Annotated in this window: 23 protein-coding genes; 14 read left to right on the forward strand and 9 right to left on the reverse strand. The window is 46.9% G+C overall.

Translation table 11 applies throughout. The annotated features are described in order from the left end of the window. Positions 1 to 7: 7 nt before the first annotated feature. Positions 8 to 697 (reverse strand): hypothetical protein, encoded by a 690-nt coding sequence (locus tag QUB68_RS12830; protein WP_332992835.1) that lies wholly within the window; start codon positions 695 to 697, stop codon positions 8 to 10. A gap of 135 nt (positions 698 to 832) precedes the next feature. Beyond that, the gene (locus QUB68_RS12835; RefSeq protein WP_332992837.1) at positions 833 to 1,696 is read right to left on the reverse strand and encodes a TlyA family RNA methyltransferase; all 864 of its coding nucleotides are present in this window, start codon (positions 1,694 to 1,696) and stop codon (positions 833 to 835) included. Positions 1,697 to 2,145: 449 nt separating this feature from the next. Between QUB68_RS12835 and QUB68_RS12840 the strand changes: the two genes are divergently transcribed. After that, the gene (locus QUB68_RS12840; protein WP_332992839.1) at positions 2,146 to 2,385 is read left to right on the forward strand and encodes a hypothetical protein; all 240 of its coding nucleotides are present in this window, start codon (positions 2,146 to 2,148) and stop codon (positions 2,383 to 2,385) included. A 109-nt stretch (positions 2,386 to 2,494) separates the two neighbouring features. Here QUB68_RS12840 and apcB read toward each other — a convergent pair whose 3' ends face one another. Further along, on the reverse strand, positions 2,495 to 3,004 hold the full coding sequence (gene apcB, locus QUB68_RS12845; protein ID WP_332992841.1) for an allophycocyanin subunit beta: 510 nt from the start codon (positions 3,002 to 3,004) through the stop codon (positions 2,495 to 2,497). Between the two features lie 357 nt (positions 3,005 to 3,361). Here apcB and glnA point away from each other — a divergent pair, with 357 nt between their 5' ends. Further along, positions 3,362 to 4,783 (forward strand): type I glutamate--ammonia ligase, encoded by a 1,422-nt coding sequence (gene glnA, locus QUB68_RS12850; protein WP_332992843.1) that lies wholly within the window; start codon positions 3,362 to 3,364, stop codon positions 4,781 to 4,783. An 89-nt stretch (positions 4,784 to 4,872) separates the two neighbouring features. Here the strand turns inward: glnA and QUB68_RS12855 are convergent, their stop codons facing one another. Further along, complete coding sequence (locus QUB68_RS12855) at positions 4,873 to 5,322, reverse strand: hypothetical protein (protein ID WP_332992845.1); 450 nt, start codon at positions 5,320 to 5,322, stop codon at positions 4,873 to 4,875. A gap of 67 nt (positions 5,323 to 5,389) precedes the next feature. Between QUB68_RS12855 and QUB68_RS12860 the strand changes: the two genes are divergently transcribed. The 4 genes from QUB68_RS12860 (at position 5,390) to QUB68_RS12875 (ending at position 7,941) form a co-directional block, all read left to right on the forward strand. After that, entirely contained in the window at positions 5,390 to 5,716 is a 327-nt protein-coding gene (locus tag QUB68_RS12860; protein ID WP_332992847.1) for a hypothetical protein, read from the forward strand. Beyond that, a complete protein-coding gene (locus tag QUB68_RS12865; RefSeq protein WP_332992849.1) occupies positions 5,713 to 5,946 on the forward strand; it encodes a hypothetical protein in 234 nt (77 codons plus the stop codon). Before QUB68_RS12860 ends, QUB68_RS12865 begins: the two co-directional genes overlap by 4 nt. A gap of 327 nt (positions 5,947 to 6,273) precedes the next feature. Then, positions 6,274 to 7,179 (forward strand): ferritin-like domain-containing protein, encoded by a 906-nt coding sequence (locus QUB68_RS12870; protein ID WP_332992851.1) that lies wholly within the window; start codon positions 6,274 to 6,276, stop codon positions 7,177 to 7,179. A 258-nt stretch (positions 7,180 to 7,437) separates the two neighbouring features. After that, the gene (locus QUB68_RS12875; RefSeq protein WP_332992853.1) at positions 7,438 to 7,941 is read left to right on the forward strand and encodes a YbjN domain-containing protein; all 504 of its coding nucleotides are present in this window, start codon (positions 7,438 to 7,440) and stop codon (positions 7,939 to 7,941) included. Between the two features lie 61 nt (positions 7,942 to 8,002). On the opposite strand, the gene QUB68_RS12880 is transcribed toward QUB68_RS12875, so the two are convergent. The 3 genes from QUB68_RS12880 to QUB68_RS12890 form a co-directional block, all read right to left on the reverse strand. Then, complete coding sequence (locus tag QUB68_RS12880; protein WP_332992855.1) at positions 8,003 to 8,461, reverse strand: divergent PAP2 family protein; 459 nt, start codon at positions 8,459 to 8,461, stop codon at positions 8,003 to 8,005. 14 nt (positions 8,462 to 8,475) lie between these two features. Beyond that, positions 8,476 to 9,405, reverse strand: a complete 930-nt coding sequence (crtE, locus tag QUB68_RS12885) for a geranylgeranyl diphosphate synthase CrtE (protein WP_332993385.1) — start codon at positions 9,403 to 9,405, stop codon at positions 8,476 to 8,478. Positions 9,406 to 9,567: 162 nt separating this feature from the next. Further along, complete coding sequence (locus tag QUB68_RS12890; RefSeq protein ID WP_332992857.1) at positions 9,568 to 10,464, reverse strand: LysR family transcriptional regulator; 897 nt, start codon at positions 10,462 to 10,464, stop codon at positions 9,568 to 9,570. Between the two features lie 111 nt (positions 10,465 to 10,575). On the opposite strand from QUB68_RS12890, the gene QUB68_RS12895 reads away from it, so the two are divergent. The 5 genes from QUB68_RS12895 (at position 10,576) to QUB68_RS12915 (ending at position 14,936) form a co-directional block, all read left to right on the forward strand. Next, positions 10,576 to 11,064: a GNAT family N-acetyltransferase gene (locus QUB68_RS12895; RefSeq protein ID WP_332992859.1), complete on the forward strand. Its 489-nt coding sequence runs from the start codon at positions 10,576 to 10,578 to the stop codon at positions 11,062 to 11,064. Between the two features lie 196 nt (positions 11,065 to 11,260). After that, entirely contained in the window at positions 11,261 to 12,106 is an 846-nt protein-coding gene (locus QUB68_RS12900) for a class I SAM-dependent methyltransferase (RefSeq protein WP_332993387.1), read from the forward strand. Positions 12,107 to 12,221: 115 nt separating this feature from the next. Continuing rightward, positions 12,222 to 13,127 carry a D-hexose-6-phosphate mutarotase gene (locus tag QUB68_RS12905; RefSeq protein WP_332992861.1) on the forward strand — a complete coding sequence of 302 codons (906 nt, stop codon included), beginning with the start codon at positions 12,222 to 12,224 and terminating at the stop codon, positions 13,125 to 13,127. Positions 13,128 to 13,133: 6 nt separating this feature from the next. Continuing rightward, positions 13,134 to 14,660 carry a phosphomannomutase/phosphoglucomutase gene (locus QUB68_RS12910; protein ID WP_332992863.1) on the forward strand — a complete coding sequence of 509 codons (1,527 nt, stop codon included), beginning with the start codon at positions 13,134 to 13,136 and terminating at the stop codon, positions 14,658 to 14,660. A 48-nt stretch (positions 14,661 to 14,708) separates the two neighbouring features. Beyond that, positions 14,709 to 14,936 carry a hypothetical protein gene (locus QUB68_RS12915; RefSeq protein WP_332992864.1) on the forward strand — a complete coding sequence of 76 codons (228 nt, stop codon included), beginning with the start codon at positions 14,709 to 14,711 and terminating at the stop codon, positions 14,934 to 14,936. A 127-nt stretch (positions 14,937 to 15,063) separates the two neighbouring features. Here QUB68_RS12915 and folD read toward each other — a convergent pair whose 3' ends face one another. Beyond that, complete coding sequence (gene folD / locus QUB68_RS12920) at positions 15,064 to 15,942, reverse strand: bifunctional methylenetetrahydrofolate dehydrogenase/methenyltetrahydrofolate cyclohydrolase FolD (RefSeq protein ID WP_332992865.1); 879 nt, start codon at positions 15,940 to 15,942, stop codon at positions 15,064 to 15,066. A 145-nt stretch (positions 15,943 to 16,087) separates the two neighbouring features. Between folD and QUB68_RS12925 the strand changes: the two genes are divergently transcribed. Together QUB68_RS12925 and QUB68_RS12930 are read left to right on the forward strand one after the other, a co-directional pair. Further along, on the forward strand, positions 16,088 to 16,519 hold the full coding sequence (locus QUB68_RS12925; RefSeq protein ID WP_332992867.1) for a DNA-binding protein: 432 nt from the start codon (positions 16,088 to 16,090) through the stop codon (positions 16,517 to 16,519). A 145-nt stretch (positions 16,520 to 16,664) separates the two neighbouring features. Next, entirely contained in the window at positions 16,665 to 17,087 is a 423-nt protein-coding gene (locus QUB68_RS12930; protein ID WP_332992869.1) for an NUDIX hydrolase, read from the forward strand. A 448-nt stretch (positions 17,088 to 17,535) separates the two neighbouring features. Here the strand turns inward: QUB68_RS12930 and QUB68_RS12935 are convergent, their stop codons facing one another. Continuing rightward, entirely contained in the window at positions 17,536 to 18,084 is a 549-nt protein-coding gene (locus QUB68_RS12935) for a LeuD/DmdB family oxidoreductase small subunit (protein ID WP_332992871.1), read from the reverse strand. Positions 18,085 to 18,264: 180 nt separating this feature from the next. Between QUB68_RS12935 and QUB68_RS12940 the strand changes: the two genes are divergently transcribed. Then, positions 18,265 to 19,140 (forward strand): hypothetical protein, encoded by an 876-nt coding sequence (locus tag QUB68_RS12940; protein ID WP_332992873.1) that lies wholly within the window; start codon positions 18,265 to 18,267, stop codon positions 19,138 to 19,140. The last annotated feature ends 299 nt before the right edge of the window (positions 19,141 to 19,439 follow it).

The raw sequence follows: 19,439 nt of genomic DNA on the forward strand, positions 1-19,439 counted from the left end.
TATATTCTTACCGTCCGGCGATTCTCACACCTTCCCTAAAATGAACGATTGTCGCAATTACCGCTATACAAAAGTAAAATAGTCTAATCAGCCAAAAACAAACCCGCATCGACCAAGAAACAATCGTCGGAGCAATACCTGTTAACTGCACAAATTTGGAATTAACTTTTTTTTCAAAGCTATCGAGGTCTTTCATCTCAGATTGTTTTGTCGGAATCACCGGGAACTGACCGGTATATACGTAATAACCTAGAAAACCCTGCACTCCTACCTTTCGATTCAAAAATGAGTTAGTTAATGTTGCAGTTTCCTGCGGCGATAAGCGATCCGATTCTCCTACTTTTTGCAGCCAATAATTGTATCTGATGGCTGGCGTACTCATAAAAACTAACGGCACTATAGGTATCAACAAAGCTGCACTAATTTGGCGACCGTATTGAGGAATCAAAAGTTTTGTAGCCACACCGAATCCCATGCCGATAAAAGCAAATACTAATATATTTAACAGTTCAATAATTTCGATGCCCCTCAGCAAATCGCCGATAATCAGAATTGTATATAATGCTTTGTCTGCCAGTAGCAGAGCTGCGAACTTGATCAGAATTGAAACGCCTACAATAGTAGCTGCAATCGCCAGATACCCGATGCCACCTAGGATGTACAGGAAAATCGAACCGACTTGTTTTAATGACTGCATGGAATTATTCACTAAGTGAAAGTTTAGGAGTCTGATTGACAAAATAACTTGAAATTTTATATCAATCTGGAACTCCCAATTTGACTTTTAAAATTTATTAGTTTGACATTTTGAAGTCAATCTAAAATCTACAATCTACAATCGATTGACAAGTTCCCGCGCGGCCGCTTTGGCGACTTCTGAGATCCGTTCCTTCACAACACCATCTTCGTTAGCGCAGCCCTCGAAGAGGATCGCACTTTCGTCTGGTTCCGGTTCGCGATCGATCCCCAACCATAAAAGATACTCGATATTACCAGCCGGGCCAAGTAAAGGCGACCACGTTAAGCCCCGTTCCTGCCATCCTAAAGCTGTAGCTGCCTTCCACACTTGAAAAATCGCATCAGCTTGAGTTGCTGAGTCTCGCACTACGCCTTTTTTGCCGACTCTCTCGCGCCCTACCTCAAACTGCGGCTTTACCAACAATACCGCTTCTCGCGGCGGTGCCAACAATTCCCACAGCGCCGGTAAAACCTTATCCAGGGAAATAAACGACACATCTACTACCGCCAAATCTGCTCGCGGAGACTCCCCATAAAGCTCCGTAGCCGTCATGTACCGCAAATTGGTGCGTTCTTTCAAAATTACCCTCGGATCGTTGCGTAAGCGCCAATCTGCTTGACCATAGCCCACATCTACGCCGTAGACTAGGGCTGCATCGGCTTGCAGCAGACAGTCGGTAAAACCGCCTGTGGAAATGCCGCCGTCGAGACAAATTCTGCCTGCAACGGGAATCGCAAAAACTTCTAAAGCTTTGGCTAATTTGTGCCCGCCTCTGGAAACGTAGCGCGATCGCTCTTTAATCTGAATGTTTGATGCAATGTCAACCTCAGTCCCCGGTTTGTCAATTACCTGCTGGTCGATCGATACTTTCCCAGTCCGAATCAAGGCCTGAGCTTGCTGTCGGGAAGTGCACAAATCTAGGTCTACCAATAAAGTGTCTATTCGTTGTTTAGCCAAGGTTTTTAATCTGTACGGATCGGGTTTAGGACAGTACCAGATTACCACTTATGCCATTTTCGATTTTCGATTTTCGATTTTCCATTGAGAATGATTGATGACATAAGGGTTTAAATCTTGGCTACAGTTAGATTTTTTTGTGAAACTGGTCTTACATTAGACTTTAATTGCAAAAATACATAGGACGGGCGGGACGCCCATCCCACAATTTTTTTTTCTTGTGGGATGGGCGTCCCGCCCACAATTTTTTTTTCTTGTGGGATGGGCGTCCCGCCCACAATTTTTTTTTCTTGTGGGATGGGCGTCCCGCCCGTCCGAAAATTTGATTAAAAGGACTGAGGCAATTGCTCGTCTATTATGTGACTGAGATCGCTTTGGGTGTGTAGTTTGATCACAGATTAACATTCGTAGAATCACACAAAAATTTTGGCGATTAGCAGATGATGTAGATGCAGGTAAAATCACTACAAATACCATCAGGGCGATCGAGCATGAAAACAACTAACTTTCCGATCAGAAATCCGGGCATTTGTCAAGAACATCCCTTAGCCTTTGTCAGCGGTAAGCTGATTCACATTGTTTACCCCAACGGCGAAGTAGAAGCAACAACCACCGAGCAAATCGATCGCCGCCAAACCAAAAATCCCCTCGACAAATGCCTCGTCTGGGGATGTGTTGGCGATTTTTAAGCCATAAAAAAGATCGCTTAGAGGCTGTGATGCCATAAAAAGCGATCGAGAGCCTGCTACGTGCAAGCCACAAATGCTATTTGCTGCTAAAAGAACCAGCTTGATTGACTTAAATATCTTGTTCGCTCAATTCGCGAATCATGTAATCAAAAGGCTGCTCCAAAAAAGACCCAACAGACAAACCAGCAGCTTCAACTTGAGCCTTAACCATCTCCTTCATAATGCTGATCCCCATCACCGTCGGGCCAATGGGAACGCCCAGAGAATTGTAAGTTTCCCGCAAACCTTGCAGCACGCGCTCGTCCAGCACATCCGTACTTCCAGCCACCAGAGCGTAAGTAGCATAGCGCAAGTAATAATCCATATCCCGCAGACAAGCCGCGTAACGGCGAGTCGTGTAAGCATTTCCACCAGGGCGGATCAGTTCCGGCTGTTCAGCAAATAGCTGAATACCAGCTTGCTTGACAATTGCAGCAGCATTGCTGTTAATTGCTGCTGCTGCTTGTACCCGTGCCGTGCCCGTTGCAAAATAAGATCTCAACCGATCGATACCATCTCGGTCTAAATACCTACCAGCAACATCATAATTTTCAATCAAGCTCGTCACTGCATCGCGCATAAGTTTCTCTCCCAAAAATCTTTATCAATACTTTTCTATCTGAGATAGACCGCCTATTGTAGACTACTACAAATCGGCCTTTGATTAAGATTTGAGATAGGATTTGCACAGAGGGTAGTCCCTCCCCGACAAACGACCGTAAAGTTCAGCAGTTTGCCTGGTATCAACAGCCGAAACATAGACAAGGCAACAATCACGAACTGTCTGACAGCGCTGGGTTCACTAGCAAAGTATTGTATATTTTGCTACAAAGCTGTGGTTACTGACAGCCTACGATCGCCCAAACAGTCTAAAATCTGCCGTTAGCGAAGCCCTCTAAGAGGATCGCCAAGACACAACAAACATCAGGAGTAAGTCATGTTCCAGACACCCCAAGAAGCCTTAAACTACATAAAAGAAAATAAGATCCAGATCATTGACCTAAAATTCATCGATATGCCGGGGATCTGGCAACACCTTTCCCTGTACCACGACCAAATCGACGAAACCGCATTCACAGAAGGCGTACCCTTCGACGGTTCCAGCATTCGGGGCTGGAAAGCCATCAACGAATCAGACATGACAATGGTCATCGATCCTACCACCGCGTGGATCGATCCGTTCATGGCAGAACCCACCATCAGCTTCATCTGTAGCATCAAAGAGCCCCGCACCGGCGAACCATACAGCCGCTGTCCCCGCACGATCGCCCAAAAAGCCATAGACTACTTAAATACCACCGGACTCGGCGATACAGCATTCTTTGGCCCAGAAGCAGAATTCTTCATTTTTGACGACGTTCGCTTCGACCAAACCCAAAATTCCGGCTACTATTACGTAGACTCGATCGAAGGTCGCTGGAATTCCGGCAAAGAAGAACCAGGCGGCAACCTTGGCTACAAACCACGTTACAAAGAAGGTTATTTCCCAGTAGCACCAACCGATACCTCTCAAGACATGAGAACGGAAATGCTGCTAACAATGGCCAAGTGTGGCGTACCAATCGAAAAGCACCACCACGAAGTCGCCACCGGCGGTCAATGCGAACTCGGTTTCCGCTTTGCCACATTAGTCCAAGCCGCCGACTACTTGATGACATACAAATACGTCATCAAAAACGTCGGCAAAAAATACGGCAAAACCATCACCTTCATGCCCAAACCGCTGTTTAACGACAACGGTTCCGGGATGCACGTTCACCAGTCGATTTGGAAAGACGGCCAACCGTTATTCGCAGGCGATCAATATGCTGGTTTCAGTCAAATGGGACTGCATTACATCGGCGGCATTCTCAAGCACGCCCCGGCACTTTTGGCACTCACCAACCCGACGACCAATTCCTACAAGCGTTTAGTTCCGGGCTTTGAAGCACCTGTAAACTTAGCTTATTCTCAAGGAAATCGATCGGCATCAGTGCGAATTCCGTTGTCAGGAACCAACCCCAAAGCCAAGCGGTTAGAATTCCGCTGTCCCGATGCCACATCCAACCCTTATTTAGCCTTTGCAGCCATGCTGTGCGCCGGCATAGACGGCATCAAGAATCAAATCGATCCGGGCGAACCTTTGGACGTGGATATCTACGACCTTTCCCCGGAAGAATTGAGCAAAATTCCTTCGACTCCCGGTTCCTTGGAAGGCGCTTTAGAAGCTTTGGAAAAAGACCACAGTTTCTTAACAGAAACCGGCGTATTTACCGAAGACTTCATCCAAACCTGGATTTCCTACAAACTTGACAATGAAGTCAACCCGATGCGGCTGCGTCCTCACCCCTACGAGTTTGCTCTCTACTACGACTGTTAGAAAATTAAGAATTAAAAATGGCATAATTCCCATTTTTAATTTTTAATTAATAAGAACGCCGCCCTTAAAAGCGGCGTTTTTTTTCGAGTTTAGAACTTCTGGATCAGCGCCCAGACTCTCCCGTTACCCGACACTATCTGGGCAACGCTGTTAGTAGTAGGGCCCATTGTAGCCTCAGAGACATCCTCTACAGCCCATTTATTTGCTTTCTCATCAACAATAAACAAATCGTCAGCGGTAGTGCCTTCTTGAACTCGATATATTTTATTGAGGATGAAACGCCGCCGCGCGTCAGCTTTTGGTATGCCCCTAACTTCATCTGGATCGACAGAGATGGCACTGCCTTCTTTTAATTTACCTTTCGAGTTACTTAAATTGCGATATTCCCTTTGAGCAACCCGCACGCCGTGAAGCTGCAAAGAAGGCTCAGTCTCAGAGGTATTCGAGACAGCAGCTAGCGCCCCAGTTTTTCCCAAACCGAGAACCGCTGCAAAAGCCGTCAAAATTAGCAAAGGCTGGAAATAATGCACAGTTTTCATACTTCTGTGTTTGTTAAGTGCTGCTCTCAGTATAAAGTAGCAATTAGCAATTACCAATGACCAAACGATGTCCGATATTTTTGTGATGATTCGCAATCAGACTAACGTCGCCATGACTTCAGTTGAGGGCATTGCATTTGTCACTTTACTGAGTCGGGAGGGACGGATAATAGCTGAGGAGAAAGTTGATCTATTTGAGGCAGATGTGAATTTTGATGAACTGAAGCAGGGCAAATATACTGTAGTTGTCAGGCATGAAAGCGTCGAACCCCGATCGGCAAGCTGTAATGTTACAATCACCGATGAAGATCGGGTCATCATGCTGACATTTGTTTACCTGGAGCTAGAACGAGTGCTGCTCCGCATTCAAACTTCAACCGAAGAAAGACTATGACAGTAAAAGTTACTCCGCCAAATTCAATTAAAATGTTTCGCTATCGAGTACATTTCTTGGCAAAAGACCTCTGGAGGGAAAAAAACCCGGTTTGTCGGATGAATCTGGCTTTGCAGTTAGCCGATGTGGCGACAACTCTGGCTAGATTGGAAGTAGAAGAGGCCCGAAAATTTCAACAAGAGCCTGCTAGTATTGAGGCTTCAGACTCGACGGAACCTGAAAAGTTTTGAGTGCGTAAAATTGCTTTGGGAACTGAACACAGCGGTTGCGTTACTGGCAACTCAAAACTATTTTAGTCGATCGCGATTTGCGAGGACAAAAATTGTTTGTATAAAATTTAATAGACCTCTGACACTCATTCCCAAATTCTCTGGAAATTATCTGCGTTGATCTGCGTTGATCTGCCTGACATCTGCGGTTTCTGTATTAATGAAGAATTTAGGCAATTCAAGTCTAATCTCCCTGTTACCCAACAACTTTCTGCCTTCGGAGGTAATTAGTTGTCCCAAAAACTACGTTACACTTATATAGCTATCTTTACAAAACAACATAAAACCATGACAGTTGCCTATCCTCGGAAGCTCCGCAACGCAATGGGAGCACGCCAAATTTTAGATCAAGTAGTGCGCGATCGCGAAATCCACCTGATCACCCTCAACCGCTACCGCTACAGCGAACAGCGCAGTTGCAAAGACCTCACCGACTTGATCGAACGGCTTGACGGTGAACCGCCCGAACTCGTGCGCGACCTTTCCCGGCATATCTCCGACGAAGCGCGACACGCTATGTGGCTCACCGACTTGCTGGTAGACATCGGTCAAAATGTGGGGACACCGCCGGGAGTTTCCTATATTGACGAATTTGAAAGATTGCTCGACAGCGATCAAAAAGACCCTACCAAAGACCGCGAAGATTTTGTAATTTCTTCCCTAGCGGCGATTAACGTCACCGAAAAGCGGGGATGCGAGTATTTCTCAGCCCACATCCACGCCCTGAAACAGGCTCCCCAAACCGACGAAAACGTCAAAATCCGCGAAACCATCGAAAAGATTTTTCCCGAAGAAGCTGGTCACGTCCGCTGGGGGAATCGCTGGCTGGGCGCAATTGCTGCTAAGAGCCCCGCACACCGCCAGAAGGTGGAACAGGCAAAACGCAAGTATGTGGCGATCGAACAAGCAGCATTTGAGTCGGGAATGGATATCATGCTGGGGGCAGAACTGCGTCGCGTCACCCGCTTGGTAGACATCGCCAACACGATGCCGATGTGGGAACGCCCGCAATATTTGATGGAACGCTTGCCGGCAACTCTGCTCGCCCCCGACCTGCAAATGACCAGAGTCGATGTAGCTCAACGCGCCTGGAACCGCGACCCGCAGGCATTTGTAGAGAAATTTGTGCCGATGTTCCTCAACGGCATGAAAACTATTGAGAAGAAGCAGGCCCCAGCTAAGTCTAAGGTTTAAGCACTAACGAGGCTCTGCCTCTGGACATGAGTTACCAGGCAGAGCCTGGGAACCAGTAATGGGATTCTACTTGTTACCAGGCTCTGCCTGGTAACGTAGATCCGGAGGCAGAGCCTCCCTGGTTCTACTGGTTCTCAGCGAGGAGTTTGCCCGGGATTGTAGAGTTGAGATTTTGGACAAATCCCAGATTTTAAATCTACAATCTCAACCTGTAGGAAGTACACTGATTAGTGGAACAGTGTCCGTCTAATCAGAACCATGACTAATAGCGAGCCGAACCCACAAACAGTTTCCACAGAAAGCCTCTTGAGTGAAAGCGCGATCGCCTCCGAGCAGGTCGAAAAAGCCACAGCAGTCAGCTATGCACAAGAAATTGAAACTGTAATCGCCAGCATGGCTGTAGACCAAAAAGTGATGGTCGGTCAAAATGAAGCTGGCGGGCATCTTTGGAAATTTAAGTATGGCAGCGTCGAAGTGTTCGTGCAGCTCACGGGCGAAACCGAAAATGACACTTTGACTGTTTGGGCTTTTGTGCTGCCGTTGCCGGCCAAGAATGAAGCTGAATTAATGCGGAAACTTCTAGAAATGAATTGGCTGTCTACTTTAGAATCTCATTTTGCGATTGTTGACAACCAAGTTGCGGTAGTATCGACTCGGACAATGGCCGAAATCTCGATCGGCGAAATGTCGCGGGTGATTACTATTGTCGCCACCATAGCCGATGACAACGACGACGTGCTGCAAGCAGAATTCGGTCATTAGTCATTAGTCATTAGTCATTAGTCATTAGTCATTAGTCCTTAAGTTAACAGTTAACTAATGACTAATATGCAGGCCCTGCGAGCCAAGAAATAGCAATTCCCAGCCCCAAACCGACAATCACTTGAAAAGGAGTGTGTCCCAGCAACTCCTTGAGGCGAGCTTCGTTAAAGTTGTGGTCTTCCTCAAAAAACTCGTCAATAATTTGGTTGAGAATGCGAGCTTGCTTTCCCGCAGCTTGGCGGACTCCAGCAGCATCGTACATGACAATAATCGCAAAGATCGCTGCGATCGCAAACTCCGGACTTTCCCATCCCATCGTTTGTCCGACTCCCGCAGCCAAAGCGCCCACAAAAGCCGAATGAGAACTCGGCATTCCCCCCGTTGTTACCAAATACCGCAGATTAAACTTGCGATTTTTGATTAATTCGATCGGCAATTTAATGATTTGAGCCGACAGACAAGCGATCAAAGCAACTATCAGTACATGATTGTTTAAGATGCCGCTGCAAATTTCCTGCATATTCTTTAGTATTTCTAGTTACTGCGGCTGGTAATAAAATCGGCGATTCCTAGCAGCGGTAGAGCTTTGCTCCCAAACACTGCTAGTTGAGACTTAGCATCAGCAACAAGCTGCGAAGCTTGGCGCCGAGACTCTTCAATTCCCCACAAACTAGGATAAGTCACTTTCCCGGCTTGAACATCTTTGCCAGCAGTTTTGCCCAATTCTTCTTGAGTAGCAGTAATATCCAGAATGTCATCAATTATCTGGAAAGCCAGCCCAATATTCTTAGCAAAACGAGACAGCCGCTGCAAATCCGCATCAGACGCCCCAGCCAAAATTCCCCCACAAACTACGCAAGCCTCTAACAGCGCACCGGTTTTATGAGCGTGAATGTAATTCAAAGTTTCCAGAGAAACATCTGTCAATCCTTCCGATTCCAAGTCAACCACCTGCCCGCCTACAAGTCCAGCAGCGCCGGATGCGCGTGCCAAATGGGCGATCGTCTGCAACACCTGTTGGGGGGGTACGTTCTGAGTTTGAGTAGCGATAAATTCAAAAGCATACGTCAACAAACCATCCCCAGCCAAAATAGCAATATCCTCGCCGTAGACTTTGTGGTTCGTCAGTTTGCCGCGGCGGTAGTCGTCATTGTCCATTGCCGGCAAATCGTCGTGAATTAGCGACATTGTATGGATCATTTCCAAAGCGCAAGCTGTCGGAATTGCCATAGATGCAGTGCCGCCAATCAGTTCGCAGCTAGCCAGACACAGGATCGGACGCAGGCGCTTGCCCCCCGCTAGCAGCGAGTAGCGCATTGCTTCGTAAATTTTCTCTGGGTAGATGACCGGTAGTGCACTGTCGAGAGCTACCTCGATCGCCTTTTTTTGCTCGACTAAGTAAGTAGATAAGTCGAAAGCGGATTCCGGTTGGGACGAATCCATTTCTGTTGCTGCAAATACCATCCCTTGCTCTCTTGTACTTAATGTGACTGGGGATACTTTGAGTTGTTCGGGTCGGATCGCGCCGACTTTTCCGGCGGTGGTTGCCCGAAGTCTGAGCATCAATTAATTATTCTACGGGTGTTGTTGCACAGAAAATCTTTGAGTTTTGATAACTTTGTCAAATTACCAGTCAATCTCTAATCGCCCGCTTTGTCTGGCGACTTCCAAAAACCGCTGCACCGCCTGGGTGGGTTCACTGCGCCAAATTAGGGCGATCGCCACTATGCAGGTTGATTCTGGCAAAGATTTGTAAACAACGCCCTTGCGCTGGAAATTTTGCATCGATGCGGGAACGATCGCCACCCCCATGGAGGCTGCTACCAAACTGATAATTGTCTGCATTTGAATTGCTTCTTGACCCGCGATCGGGCTAAAACCTGCTTGCAAACAAAGACTGACGATCGCATCGTACAGTCCCGGAGCCTGGGAACGCGGAAATAAAATGAAAGGTTCGGCAGAAAGTTCGCGCAATGCCACAACAGCGCGTGAATCGGCCTTAGGATGCGTTTCTGGCAGTGCCACTATCAGAGGTTCTCGGAAAACGATTTCGGAATTTATGCCATCTTCCTCGATCGGAGGACGCACGAAGCCGATATCAATTTGCCCGAACCGCAACCGCTGCAACTGTTCGTTAGTGGTGAGTTCGTGCAGTTCGAGTTTGACGGCGGGACATCGAGTGCGAAACGCCTGCAAAATAGCTGGAACTACATTGTGCGCGGCCGAGCTCACAAAGCCTACAGTCAGTTGGCCGAGTTCGCCGCGGCTTGTTTGTTTGCCGAGTTGAATTGCGCGATCGACTTGTAGCAGAATTTTCCGCGCTTCCTCAAAAAAAACCTCTCCCGCTGCGGTTAGCTGCACCGTCCGCTTCGTGCGGCGAAAAAGTTGAAAGCCCAACTCTGTCTCCAACTGCTGAATTTGTTGACTTAGTGGAGGTTGAGCCATGTGCAATCTTTCCGCTGCGCGAGTGAAATTCAGTTCCTCTGCAACGGCAATAAAGTAACGTAAATGTCGCAGTTCCATAGCTCCCCAATCATTAATACTTTAAAAGTATAAGTTGTTAGTTAAAAAAATATTGGACATTAATCATGGCATTTAATACAGTGATTATTAGGTGAGATTGAGAATCAAACAATGGCTAATTTGGATGTCAAAATTAGAGAAGCAGAACTTGCTGACTTGGAAACAATTCTGACTTTTATCGCGCAAAAAAGCGAGTTCGATGGAGCGAAAACTTTGTTAGCAGCAACCGCAGATCAATTGCAGCAAGCTTTATTTAGTCAACCTCCGCTAGTGCGGGTATTGTTGGCAGAAATTGAAGGCACTGCGGTAGGATTTGCTATGTTTTATGCTACATATTCAAGTTTGTTGACGCAGCCTTGTCTGTGGCTTGATGATTTATTTGTGCAAGCTCCCATGCGCGGTATGGGAGTCGGTACAGCTTTGTTGAAACATTTGGCACAAATTGCTGAGTCCACAAATTGCGGGCGGATTGAATGGACTGTTAATGCTAAGAATGCGCCGGGAATTGCTTTTTATGAAAAGCAGGGAGCGCGGATTTTGGAAAATATTAGGGTTTGTCGTATGGATGGGGATGGGATTGGTCTACTTGCAGGGAAATGATTTAAGAACGAACCGCGCTCGTCTCAGAAACCCGGTTTCTACGAGAGATCGGTTTGGTAACGAGAAATATAGGTAGAAACCGGGTTTCTAGCTACCCATGCGTCAGTTTTATTAATTTTAACGAACCGCGAAGGCGCTAAGGACACGAAGAGAAAAGAAAAGAAAAGAAAAGAAGTAGTACGGAAGAACTAGATTTCTGGGTTTTAGTCCTGCTGATTTACAATTTGAGGGAGTTAAAATGTCACAAGATTCTTGGAATTCTGCTCTTTACGAGAAAAATCATGCTTTTGTTTGGCAGTACGGCGAATCACTTTTGGAGTTACTCGCTCCGAAGGCTGGAGAACGGATTCTAGATTTGGGCTGCGGTACGGGACAGTTAACTGAAAAGATTGCTCAAAGTGGTGCTTTTGTGCAAGGTATTGATTCGTCTTTGTCTATGGTTTCCACTGCTAAAGCAAATTATCCTCACATTAGTTTTGCGGTTGCAGATGCGAGGGATTTTCTAGTGGAAGAGCCGTTAGATGCTGTGTTTTCTAATGCTGTTTTGCACTGGGTTAAACAGCCGGATGCTGCGATCGATTGCGTGGAAAAAGCGCTGAGGCCGGGAGGGCGTTTTGTCGCTGAGTTTGGCGGTAAGGGGAATGTGGGGGCGATCGTCCGGGCGCTTTTGAGCGTTTTGTCAGAAATTGGTTTATCGGAGCCTGAATCGCTTAATCCTTGGTATTTCCCGAGTATTGGCGAGTATGCTCTGCTGCTGGAAAATCACGGTTTTGAGGTGAGTTATGCGGTTTTGTTCGATCGCCCGACTCTTCTAGAGGGCGGCAGCGCTGGCATGGTAAATTGGATTGAGATGTTTGCAGGCGACTTTTTGTCGGGTTTGTCGCCGGAAGTACGCGCGGCGAAGCTATCCCGTAGGGAATCGCGCGCAGTTGTTGCAGTTGCAGAGCGTTTGCGACCGACGCTTTACCGGGATGCTGGTTGGACTGCTGATTATCGCCGCCTCCGCGTTGTTGCTGTCAAAAAATCGCCGTTGCTGATTTGAACGGCATAAGTAGTTTAACGCAATGTGGGCACTATCCCCGGTCGAACTCAACAATACAAAAAATCTAGCCACCATAATATCGGATAATTGGGTAGCAAATAACCAGGCCTACAGCATGAGTATTGACCAATTAAACGCAGGCTACGGCATTCCCGGCCAGCTCACCTTCGCCACCGGAAACGGTGGTTTCCCGATGGTTCACATCGACAACGGTCAAGCTAAAGCCTTGATTTCTGTGTATTCGGGTCAAGTGCTCTCCTTCCAACCAGCCACCGAAACCGCTGACTTGATGTTTGTCAGCGACAAAGCCTATTACGCTGAAGGAAAAGCCATCAAGGGCGGTGTACCCATTTGTTGGCCGTGGTTTGGCCCAGATCCCGAAGGGCTGGGGCGTCCCGCTCACGGGTTTGTGCGCAATCGCCTCTGGAATGTTGTCAGCACCGCCACTACGCCAGAGGGCGCCACGCAAGTCACTCTAGGGCTCCAGGATACTGAGGAAACTAGAGCAATTTGGCCTCAAGCTTTTGAACTGGCGATCGTGATTACTGTCGGTACCAGCCTCACTGTAGAATTAATTACCCGCAATCTAGGTGACAAAGCATTTCCCCTCACCCAAGCTTTCCACACCTATTTTCTAGTCGGCGATATCAACCGCGTGCAGGTTTTGGGCTTAGAAAACAGCCAGTATCTTGATAAAGTTGATGGTGGTGTCGAAAAAACTCAAGTGGGTGCAGTGGCGGTTGCAGGTGAAGTCGATCGCATTTATGTCGATATTACCAACGAATTAGTTATAGAAGATGCCGCCCTCAACCGTCGGATTCGCATTAAATCCTCTGGCAGTAAATCCGTCGTAGTGTGGAATCCCTGGGTGACAATCTCTACAAACATGGCAGACCTCGAAGATACAGATTATCAGCGCTTAATCTGCGTAGAAACGACCAATGCGGCCACAGATATTGTGGAAGTCCCCGCTCATGGTGAGTTCCGCTTGCAGGCAATTTACAGCGTTGAACGCGACTAAGGAATCATGCAAAACTTCAACTGGACAAAACTGCAAAATGGCTCAGACATTCGCGGTATCGCCCTCGAAGGGGTTCCCAATGAAAAAGTCAACCTCACCCCCAAAGTTGCCACAATTTTAGGTCAATCCTTTGTCAGTTGGCTGGCGCAAAAAGTCAACAAACCCGCAGAAAAATTAACAATTGCGATCGGGCGAGACAGTCGCCTATCAGGGCCCACCTTAATGCCAGCAGTCACCTACGGAATCGCCTCAGTTGGCGCCACAGTGTACGACTTTGAAATGGCCTCAACTCCCGCCATGTTTATGAGTACCATTACCCCCGGTTTTGAGTGCGACGGCGCGATTATGCTCACTGCTAGCCATTTGCCATTTAATCGCAACGGCTTAAAGTTTTTCACCGCCAACGGTGGATTACAAAAAAAAGATATTACCGATATCTTAACTCTAGCCCAAAGCAATAACTTTCAGCTAGCCGCAGCGCCCGGTAAGATTACAAAGCATGATTTTATCTCCGTTTATGCCAACCAATTTGTCGAAAAAATCCGGGAATCAGTCAATCATCCCGATAATTTTGAGCAGCCGCTAACTGGGTTAAAAATTGTTGTGGATGCGGGGAATGGTGCGGGCGGTTTTTATGTTGATAAAGTCTTAAAACCTTTAGGTGCAGACACCACCGGCAGTCAGTTTTTAGAACCCGATGGCACATTCCCCAATCATGTGCCAAATCCCGAAGATAAACAGGCAATGCAGTCAATTTGTCAAGCGGTAATTGCACATCAAGCTGATTTTGGGATTATTTTTGATACGGATGTCGATCGCAGTGCGGCCGTCGATGGATTTGGCAAGGAACTCAATCGCAATCGCTTAATTGCCTTGATTTCGGCGATCGTCCTACAAGAACACCCAGGCTCTACCATCGTCACCGATTCTATCACCTCGGACGGCTTAACGCAATTCATCGAACAGGATTTGAAAGGGATTCACCATCGCTTTAAACGCGGCTACAAAAATGTGATTGATGAGTCAATTCGCCTCAATCAAGCCGGACAGGAATCGTGGCTGGCAATTGAAACCTCTGGACATGGAGCTTTGAAAGAAAATTACTTTCTGGATGATGGCGCTTACTTGGTCAGTAAATTATTGATTGAGTTGGCTAAATCAAAGCTAGCCAATCAATCTTTGCCCGATTTAATTGCGAATTTACCTGAACCTGAAGAAAGTGCGGAATTTCGGATTAAAATTAATGTGGATGATTTCAAAGCTCAGGGCGATCGCGTGATTGAGCAACTGCAAAAATTTGTCTCAACCGCAGCCGACTGGGAAATCGTTCCCAATAACTACGAAGGCGTGCGAATTTCCTGCACCTCAGCTAGCGAATCCGGCTGGTTTCTGTTACGCTTGTCTCTGCACGATCCCGTGATGGCTTTGAATGTGGAGTCGAATGTTAAGGGTGGTGTCGCTGGCATAGTGGCTCGGCTTTTAGCTTTTTTCCAAACAACTGAATCCCTGGATTTATCGGCACTGTCGAGCTAAGCTTCATACTGGACTATTAGTCAATCAAACCGTAGGAGGAATTCGATCGTGTGGGTTTTAATGATTAAATGTTCTGCCGCAAGCTGGGATATCCATTCCAAAGCTTTCAAAGCGATCGCTGACAAATATCCCGCTACGCCTCTTTCTTCCAAAAAGATGAAAGGCGACGGTGAACGCATCATGGAATATCAACTTGAAGATGTCAATGAGGTAGAAGATTTTATGGAAGAATGCCTGACTTTAGATGGCTTCACCGCTTCCTTTGAATCTCTCTAAATCCAGGTAAGAAGTAAAACATCAAATTAAACTCGGGGAAAACATCTCTGATTTGTTGATTTTTACCCCGAGTCTTTCAGGCTTCTACCTGTTAAATTCTTTAAATCCTGTCCGCGGCTTGTTGTCTTCAACCCTCTGGCTTCTTGCAATAACTCGAAACCGTATTTGCCAACAGCATCGCGACAGTCATCGGCCCGATTCCTCCCGGTACCGGCGTGATAAATCCGGCTACTGTTTTCACAGCATCAAAATCTACATCTCCGGCCAAACGGCTGGTACCGTCTGGATTGACGACGCGGTTAATACCGACATCGATTACTACTGCTCCCGGTTTGACCATATTAGCTGCAATAATTTCTGTGCGGCCGACGGCGGCGATTAAAATATCGGCTTGGCTGGTAATTGATTCTAGGTTTTGCGATCGCGAATGAGCTACAGTAACAGTGCAGTCGGCTTCTAACAGCATCAACGCCATCGGTTTACCCACCAAAATACTGCGTCCCAAAACTACGGCATTTTTTCCTTTGAGATCGATCTGGTATTCCTGCAATAAGCGCATGACTCCGGCGGGAGTACAACTGCGTAAACCTTCCTCTGAGCGCACCAAGCGGCCTAAATTTAGAGGGTGAAGTCCGTCAGCGTCTTTGTCGGGGGCGATTTGATACAGCAGCGAAATTGCATCTAAGTGTTCTGGTAGCGGTAATTGCACTAAAATGCCGTCTACTCGATCGTCCTCGTTGAGCGCCTCAATTGCAAGTTCGAGTTCGGCTTGAGTGGCGTTTGCTGGGTAATGCTGGCCAAAGGAAGCTATGCCAACTTTAGCGCAGGCTCGCTCTTTGTTGCGCACGTAAGCCGCGCTGGCTGGGTTGTCGCCCACCATCAGCACCGCAAGTCCCGGAGGACGCCCAATCAGGCTTTGGAGGGCGCGGACTCGATCGCTCAACTCGCTTTGAATTTTGATCGCTAAAGCTTTACCATCTAGTATTTGAGCAGTTTTGACATCCATTGTAGACTCTGGGTTAGGGGCTGACGATCTTAGATTTTAACTTAACCGCCGTCAAGGCCTACACTAGAGAAATTTCGGCTCTTGCGATCGATTCTGGGGATTCTGTTAAAGTAAGTCGTATCTCCAATCTCAAATCAGTTGACCAATGACTACTGCAAATAAGCAAGTTTGGGTTCAAAGATTTTCCATAGGCTGTTTATTGCTAATACTTACCAGCGGTTTGCTCAGTTGTGGCAATTTACCCATGTCTCAACTCAATCTTGGTTTTAATGTTGCTAGCATTGGCGACATTCAACAAAAGCGGCAAGTCGATGGTGAAGTTTATCTCCGGGGAAAGGTGGAAAATCGCGCTCCGTTTGTGGGGAATGCGGCTTATCAACTTCAAGACGGTACTGGTAAAATGTGGATTTTAACTAAGCAAGCTTTGCCCCAGCTTGGCGATGAAGTTTTGCTCAAGGGAGAAGTTCGCTACAAAAGTATTACTGTGAAGGAATTAGCAGGCACGGATTTAGGTGAAGTTTATGTTGAGGAAATGGAACAATTAAATCGCACTCCAGCGGCAAATAAAGGAAAATAGGTACACGCTCTTGTTTTTCAATCATTAAGTACGTCGATTTCATGAAAATCAAAAGTTTGTAATTGTACTTGAGCGCTGTGGGTATGTTTATTTATGCTGAAATCCGTTACATCCGTTACACAATCCGTTGCCGAACTTCTTTCTTATGACTCAAATTCACGTTGCGATCGCAATTTTATACCAAGACGGCAAGTTTCTCTGCCAGTTGCGAGACGATGTTCCGAATATTAGGTATCCTGGACATTGGGCTTTGTTTGGCGGACACTTGGAACCGGGAGAAACTGCCGAAGCGGCGGTGTTGCGGGAATTATCAGAGGAAATTAGCTGGGCTCCGACAAGTGTTGCTTTTTTCTGTTGCGATATTGAAGGAGATGTGGTTCGCCATGTCTTTCACTCACAACTTAGTGCGGATGTCAAAGATTTAATTTTGCAGGAAGGTTGGGATATGCAGTTGTTGACAGCGGAGGATATTCGGGCTGGCAAATGCTATTCTGAGAAGTCAGGAGATGTGCGACCTTTCGGCATGGCTCACCAGCGGATTTTATTAAATTTTATTGACTCGATTTGAGACTCTACATCTCCGGGCCGGACTCAGGGAAAAGCTGGCGCACAGATGCTCTGATTAAGTTATTGTTGAAGGAACTGGGTTTCTGCCAATCTTGTTCAAAAATCGGCTTTAAAATAGGAACTATTACCTATTGCTTTCTCTGGACTTTTGGGTTATATTTTAGATAATGGGAGTGGTGACATTAAATTTAATTTCGCCAATATTCCCATTATTTTATTATACTTCTAAAAACTAGCAAAGTCAAGCGTTCGACCCTAAAAAAAAGGCGATTTTTTTAAATTCAATCAAATAAAATTAATTGACCGATAACTAATTTTCCGTCAGCGTAAATAAGAAGTTAGTTATTGTACAATACGCTTGAGTTAAGGCTCTCAGACGCATTTAAGCTGATGATAGATGATATTTGTAAGGTGTGCCGAAGAACACCCTACATTTCAGGTTTTAGCAGTTAAGAGCGAGCGGCAATCATTCCCGTTTGTCGTGCGTAGGCAAACAGCCCTCCGGCATCAATCACTGGCCCGACATCTCCTAAAGGCTTGAGGGAGTAAGTGAGGTTTTGAGTGTGGTTGATAATTCGATCGCTCGCAAAGTCGATGGTGACTTCTTGGCCTGTAACAAATAAGTCGCAAAGGCGATCGACCGATTCGATCGGGTACAATTCGCCAGTAGCCGAGCAATTGCGAAAGAAGATGCGCGCGTAGGACAAAGCCACCACCGCTTTGACACCCGCGGCCCCCAGAGCGATCGGAGCGTGTTCCCGCGAAGAACCGCAGCCAAAATTTTCGCCGGCAATGATAATCGGATACCGGGTTTTCTGTTCGCCGGACTCGATAAACTTGCCGTAGCGATCGGGTAAGCCAATCATCGCATAACTGCCTAGTTTCTCGTACTCGTCCGGCTTCGAGGGAACCAGGGTCAGGTATTCGGCAGGGATAATTTGATCTGTATCGATGTTGTCGTCTAGAACAAAAATTTGACCGCTAATTACTTTACCCATAGTTTATTTCCTCTTGGCTTCTCAGATGCTGCAGTGATATTTTTATGTCGGATTTGTAATGCAAGATTTGCATTTGCCCATTTTAACCTGGGAATGTCGGCGATAATCTGTATAGGCAAAAATCAGCTCCAAGCATTGAGATTAACAGTTATACAGATTGCTCAGCATCAAGATACTTTTATGGCGAATCTAGTAGATGACATTGCCCGACAAGCTCGCGAGGGCTCGGTGGCATCGATTATTCAAATCCTTAACGACGAACTAGCACAGGTAGGTGTCAGGGCCAGAGCCGTGTTTGCAGAAGGGGTGCTGCAACTGCTGTGCGAAGCTGCAACATCGCAACTGCTCGAACAGTCTAGCTTGGTCGATCGAGTCCGAGAAATTTTGGAGGGCATCGAACCCCGCAATATTCGCCGAGTCAACATCAACAGCCGACTGGTGCGAGAACATCAACTGCTGTGGCTCGAAGAAATTAGCCGCGATCCTGAGAATCAACTGCTGTGGTCTCAAGAAATTAAACTCAGAAAGCAGAATTTGTTCAAGCGTTTGGCGGCAGCCCATCACGAACGCCAAGCTCAAGGAGGCAAGCGGGCTTTACCGAGAATCGCTGCACCTCGATCGATGCAGAAACCGCGGCACTTTCAGCGGGGTATCGTCGGCGGCGTCAGCTTGACAGTGCTGTTGCTGGCGGCGGCGGCCGCCATCTACAAAACACTCAATTCCCAAGTGCCAAACAGCACGCAAGCCAGCACTCAAGCAGTTGCCACTGCCACTCCCAGTCCGGCAACGCCTGCTGTGAAATTTTCTAAGGAGAGTGCGAATTCTGCTGTTGACTCTTTTGCACAAGCAGTGCGAGTGGCCCAGCAAGCAGCCACCGACGGCAAAACCGCTCAATCTCGCGAGGATTGGTTAGTAGTAGCTACTAAGTGGCAGCAAGCTTCGGATTTGATGGCTGCCGTGCCTCCAAATCATCCCCGCTACACAACGGCTGTCAACCGGACGGCACTTTACCGGGAAAATAGCGATCGAGCCCAAGTGGAAGCACAAAATAAGTAAGCATCTCAGGCTGCTAAACTTAACAACAGAGATGGCACAGCGTCTGTTTGAGCTGTGTTCAACAAGTTTTTGAGCAAAAACTCGCAACCTCTGAACTCTGTGATGAGTGAGGATGGGGAAATTTTAATTTTTGCGATCGGCGTCACTCGATCGGCAGATCTATATCACAATAAAAATTTGCGAGAATCACAAACTTAAATAGGAAACATCACAGAGCCAGGAGAGGGGTGTCACCAAGCGATCTCTAGATCGGCTTCATACTAAGTAAGTGTCAAAATTAGTGAGAAGGGGATTTATCC

It is taken from the genome of Microcoleus sp. A006_D1, assembly GCF_036702805.1.
GTDB lineage: Bacteria > Cyanobacteriota > Cyanobacteriia > Cyanobacteriales > Microcoleaceae > Microcoleus.